This window comes from Kitasatospora sp. NPDC028961 (assembly GCF_055564815.1).
Map to the genome: position 1 here is coordinate 660,871 of NZ_JBVHVO010000003.1, position 5,219 is coordinate 666,089.

Genomic DNA, 5,219 nt, shown 5'->3' on the forward strand with positions numbered 1-5,219 from the left:
GGGGAGGGGGGGGACCTCCCCCCCGCACCCCCGGAGGAGAGGGGGGGTCTAAGGAAGGGAAGGAACGCAATGAGGAACAACGGTGGCGGGGCCCGCACTCGGATCCGAGTGCGGGCCCCGCTGCTGTTGTCCCGGCGGCGGGCTCCGCCGCCGCTACCGGTCGCCCGGCGGCGCCTCGGCCCCGTCCCCGGCCGGCTCCTCGTCCAGCTGCGCCTTGATGGGCGGCGGCGCCTTCAGCAGGATCTGCCAGGTGACGTACATCGCCAGCAGCATCGGCGGGATGCCCAGGGCGACCTTCAGCCAGCCGAGCAGGTTGACGTTGTGGGTGAAGTACAGCGGGAAGAGGATCACCGGCTTGATGCCCATGATCACCACCCAGGCCCAGGTGGCCTTGGTGTAGGCCGCGAGCCGGCCCGGGTTCTGCTTGCGCCAGGTGAACATCTCGCCGGTGATCGGGCCGAGCATCAGCCCGATCATCGGCCAGCGGACCAGTGCCGAGACGGCCAGGCCGATGCAGTAGCCGACGCTCCAGAGCAGACCGGGCAGGTAGAAGTTCTCCGCCTTGCCGGTCTTCATGGAGATCCAGGCGCCGATGGCGACCCCGAAGACACCACTGAAGGCGTGCTGCACGGTCTCCCGCCGGGCCAGCCGCGCCACCACGAACAGGCCGCTCAGGCCGAGCGCGGCCCAGGCGGCCGCGGGGACCTGGTGGGTGATGTTGTACGTGACGATGAAGACCAGGCCGGGCAGCGTCATGTCGACCATGCCGCGGACACCGCCGAAGGCCTGCATCACGGTGTCGGCGGCCTCACGGGAGGCCGCCTCGCGGGAGGCGGCCAGCCTGGCCTCCTCCTCGCCGGGAGCCGCCTCGACCAGGTCGAGCTGGGCGGCGGGCTCGCCGCCGGAGTGGTTGCTCACGCTCATTCGCTCCCGTGTCCGACCGGACGCAGTTCGTAGCGGGGGTTGAACAGCACGCGGCGCCCGCGTGCGTGGCCGATCCGGCCGCTGGCCACCAGGCGGCGGCCGGGCTCTATGCCGGCGATGGAGCGCCGGCCGAGCCAGACCACGTCCAGCGCCTCGGTGCCGTCGAAGAGCTCGGCCTCCAGGGCGGGCACACCGGCCCGCGGGCGGAGGGTCACCGTTCGCAGGGTGCCGGCGACGGTGACCAGTTGACGGTCCCCGCAACTGGCGATCGGGGTGCAGCCCGACTCCGCCGCGATCTCCTGGCGCAGCTCCTCCGCCTGGAGCTCCTCCGTGGAGGAGGTCAGCCGGCTGAGCATGCGGCGGAAGCGGCCCTGCGGCTGGTCGCTGCTGTTGTCACCACTCATGTCGGAAGGGTACCGGTTTTGGGAGCCGTGGCGGCAGGCCGCGGCGGCGGCCGGGTGGCCGGGCACCCTCGGGGTCAGCCCTCGAAGCGGTAGCCCATGCCCGGCTCGGTGATGAAGTGGCGCGGGTGCGAAGGGTCCCGTTCCAGCTTGCGACGCAACTGGGCGAGGTAGACCCGCAGGTAGTTGGTCTCGGTGCGGTACGCCGGGCCCCAGACCTCCTGGAGCAGCTGGGTCTGGCTGACCAGCCGGCCGGCGTTGCGGACCAGCACCTCCAGCAGGTGCCACTCGGTGGGGGTCAGGCGGATGTCGGCGCCGTCCCGGTTGACCTTCTTCGCCGCCAGGTCGACGGTGAAGCTCTCGGTGACCACCAGCGCGTCGTCCTCACCGGCCACCGGCTCGGCCCGGCGGACGGCGGCGCGCATCCGGGCGAGCAGCTCGTCCATGCCGAAGGGCTTGGTGACGTAGTCGTCGGCGCCCGCGTCGAGCGCCTCGACCTTCTCGTCGGAGGCGTGCCGGGCCGAGAGCACGATGATCGGCACCCTGGTCCAGCCGCGCAGGCCCTTGATCACCTCGACGCCGTCCATGTCGGGCAGGCCGAGGTCGAGGACCACCACGTCGGGGTGGCGGGCGGCGGCCAGCTCCAGGGCGCCCGCCCCGTCGTGGGCCGCGTCGACCTCGTACTTGCGGGCCTTGAGGTTGATCACCAGCGCGCGGACGATCTGCGGTTCGTCGTCCACGACGAGGACCCGGGTCATACGGGCTCCGCCTTTCACAGCAGTCGGAAGGGTGGTGGTCATACGGGGGACGGGCGGTCGGCCGGCCCGGCCGTCGCGGGGTGCCCGGACGGCCCGGGGCGCTCGGCTCGTTCGGGCGCCCCGGCCTGCTCGGCCGGCCCGTCCCGTCCGGCCCGCTCGACCGGGTCGGCCCGCTCCGCCGGCTCCGGCGGCCGGTCCACGGCCGGCAGGGTGACGACCATGGTGAGACCGCCGCCGGGGGTGTCCTCGGCGGTGACCGTCCCGTCCATCGCCTCGACGAAGCCGCGCGCCACCGCGAGCCCGAGGCCCACCCCGGCCCCGCGCGGCGCGTCCCCGTACCGCTGGAACGGCGCGAAGATCCGTTCCTTGGCGTCCTCGGGCACCCCGGGCCCCCGGTCGACGATCCGCAGCTCGACCCGGCCCCGGCCGCCCACCGGGTGCAGGGCGTCGGCCTTGACCAGGACCTTCACCCCCGCCGGGCTGTACTTGACGGCGTTCTCGACCAGGTTGGCCAGCGAGCGCTCCAGCAGCCCGCCGTCGGCCCGGATCATCGGCAGCGTCTCGGGGACGTCCAGCCGGACGGCCTCCGGCGGCACGCCGCCGAGGGCGAAGGGCACCACCTCGTCCAGGTCGGTCTCCTGGATCAGCGGCGTGACGGTGCCGGTCTGCAGCCGGCTCATGTCGAGCAGGTTGTTGATCAGGTGGTCGAGCCGGTCGGCGCCCGCCTCGATCCCCTCCAGCAGCTCCGCCTCGTCCGCCTCGTCCCACTCGACGTCCGCCGAGCGGAGCGAGCTGACCGAGGCCTTGATGCCCGCCAGCGGGGTCCGCAGGTCGTGCGAGACGGCGGCGAGCAGCGCCGTGCGGATCCGGTTGCCCTCGGCCTCCCGCCGGGCCGCGACGGCCTCCCCCGCCAGCCGGCGCCGTTCCAGCAGCACGGCCGCCTGGGCGGCGAAGGCGCCGAGCAGCCGGCGGTCCTCGGCGGGCAGCACCCGGCCGCGCAGCGCCAGCGCCAGCGTGTCGCCGACCGGGACGTCCACGTCGGCGGTCTCCGGTCGCAGCGGCGGCCGCGGACCGGCCGCGGCGACCGACTGCCACGGCCCGAGCGGATCGGGCCGGTCCAGCAACACGGCGGCGTCCTGCTGGAACGTCTCCCGGACCTGCTCCAGCAGCGCGGTCAGGACGCCGTCCCCGCTCGGCGCGCCCCGCAGCACCGTGCCGGCCAGCGCGCTGAGCGTCTGCGCCTCGGTCTGGCTGCGGGCCGCCTGGTGGGTCCGCCGGGCCGCGAGGTCCACCACGGACGCGACGGCGATGCCGACGGCGGTGAAGATCGCCACCGCCATGATGTTCTGCGGCTCGTCGATGGTGAAGGTGTGGATCGGCGGGGCGAAGTAGTAGTTCAGCGCCGAGGATCCGACCAGCGCCGCGCCGATCGCCGGGAAGAGACCGCCGACCAGCGCCGCGCAGACCGTCAGGGACAGGAACAGCAGCATGTCGGTGGAGAGCCCGAGGCCCTCGACGTGGGTCAGCAGCAGGGCCAGCAGCGGCGGGCCGCCCAGGCCGATCAGCCAGCCCGCGACGGTCCGCGGCCGGCCGAGGTCGGTGACCCGGCGGATCGGGACCCGGCCCAGGCCCTTGGCAGCCTGCTCGTGCGTGACGATGTGCACGTCGATGTCGCCGGAGGCCCTGGTCACCGTGGTGCCCACGCCGGGGCCGTAGAGGTACTGCCAGGCGGGCCGGCGGCTGGTGCCCAGCACGATCTGGGTGGCGTTCACCCCGCGGGCGAAGTCCAGCAGCCCGGCGGCGGGGTCGTCGGCGAGCACCGCGTGGAAGCTGCCGCCGAGGTTCTCCACCAGCGCCCGCTGCTCGATCAGCGTCTGGGAGGAGCCGGATCCCGAGCCGGCCAGTCCGTCCGAGCGGGAGATGTGGACGGCGAGCAGTTCGCCGCCGGAGCCCCGGGCCGCGATCCGGGCCGCCCGGCGGATCAGGGTCGCCCCCTCCGGCCCACCGGTCAGGCCGACCACGATCCGCTCGCGCGCCTGCCAGGTGCCCTTGATTCCCTGCTCGGCGCGGTACTTCTGGAGGTACTCGTCGACCCGGTCGGCCGTCCAGAGCAGGGCCAGTTCGCGCAGCGCGGTCAGGTTCCCGGGGCGGAAGTAGTTGGCGAGGGCCGCGTCGACCTTCTCCGGCGCGTAGACGTTGCCGTGGGCCAGCCGCCGGCGCAGGGCCTGGGGCGACATGTCGATCAGTTCGAGCTGGTCGGCCCGCCGCACCACCTCGTCCGGCACGGTCTCCCGCTGCCGGACCCCGGTGATCCCCTCGACGACGTCGCCCAGGGACTCCAGGTGCTGGATGTTCACGGCCGATATGACGTCGATGCCGGCCGCCAGCAGCTCCTCGACGTCCTGCCACCGCTTGGCGGTGCGGGAGCCCGGCACATTGGTGTGCGCGAGTTCGTCGACGAGCACCACCTGCGGACGGCGGGCCAGTACGGCGTCCAGGTCCATCTCGGTGAACGCGGCGCCCCGGTGGTCCAGCTCGCGGCGCGGGACGACCTCCAGGCCGTCCACGAGCTCCGCGGTGTGCCGCCGCCCGTGGTCCTCGACGAAGCCGACCACCACGTCCGTGCCGCGCTCCCGCCGCCGGTGCGCCTCGGAGAGCATGGCGTACGTCTTGCCGACCCCGGGCGCCGCTCCGAGGTAGATCCGCAGCCTGCCGCGTCCCATGTGCACCATTCTTGATCCGGCCGGTTCCGGGGACCACCCCGGACACGTGTTCCCCTCGCCTTGGAGACTACGGCGTGGCCTGCGATTCTCCAGCGATCCGGCCGCTGATCAGGCAGTTTTAGCGGCATTTTGACGGCGGGAACGGCCCGGCCGGGGAACCGCCGGCCGCCCCACGGCCCCGGGTGCCCTCGGCCGCACGGTGGTTCTCCGGGCCTCTCCGGGCCTCTTCGGGTCTTTCCCGGCCTCCTCGGGCCTCTCCTGGCTGACCGGGATCGCCTTGTCCGGAAACGCAAAGAACCCCCCGATCCGTAAGGATCAGGGGGTTCTTCACAATGATTGTTCGGCGGCGTCCTACTCTCCCACAGGGTCCCCCCTGCAGTACCATCGGCGCTGTGAGGCTTAGCTTCCGGGTT

The 5,219-nt window shown here is 73.3% G+C and carries 4 protein-coding genes and 1 rRNA gene; all 5 read right to left on the reverse strand.

Annotated elements, in window-relative coordinates; translation table 11 throughout:
• Positions 1-153: 153 nt before the first annotated feature.
• On the reverse strand, positions 154-918 hold the full coding sequence (locus tag ACZ4UX_RS10390) for a DUF3159 domain-containing protein (protein WP_465706292.1): 765 nt from the start codon (positions 916-918) through the stop codon (positions 154-156).
• Positions 919-920: 2 nt separating this feature from the next.
• On the reverse strand, positions 921-1,328 hold the full coding sequence (locus ACZ4UX_RS10395) for an OB-fold nucleic acid binding domain-containing protein (RefSeq protein ID WP_329487687.1): 408 nt from the start codon (positions 1,326-1,328) through the stop codon (positions 921-923).
• 74 nt (positions 1,329-1,402) lie between these two features.
• Positions 1,403-2,083, reverse strand: coding sequence for a response regulator (locus ACZ4UX_RS10400; protein ID WP_352298506.1), 681 nt, complete (start codon positions 2,081-2,083; stop codon positions 1,403-1,405).
• 38 nt (positions 2,084-2,121) lie between these two features.
• Entirely contained in the window at positions 2,122-4,806 is a 2,685-nt protein-coding gene (locus tag ACZ4UX_RS10405) for a DUF4118 domain-containing protein (protein WP_465706293.1), read from the reverse strand.
• 338 nt (positions 4,807-5,144) lie between these two features.
• Positions 5,145-5,219: ribosomal RNA gene (gene rrf / locus ACZ4UX_RS10410) — 5S ribosomal RNA — on the reverse strand; the annotation flags it as partial.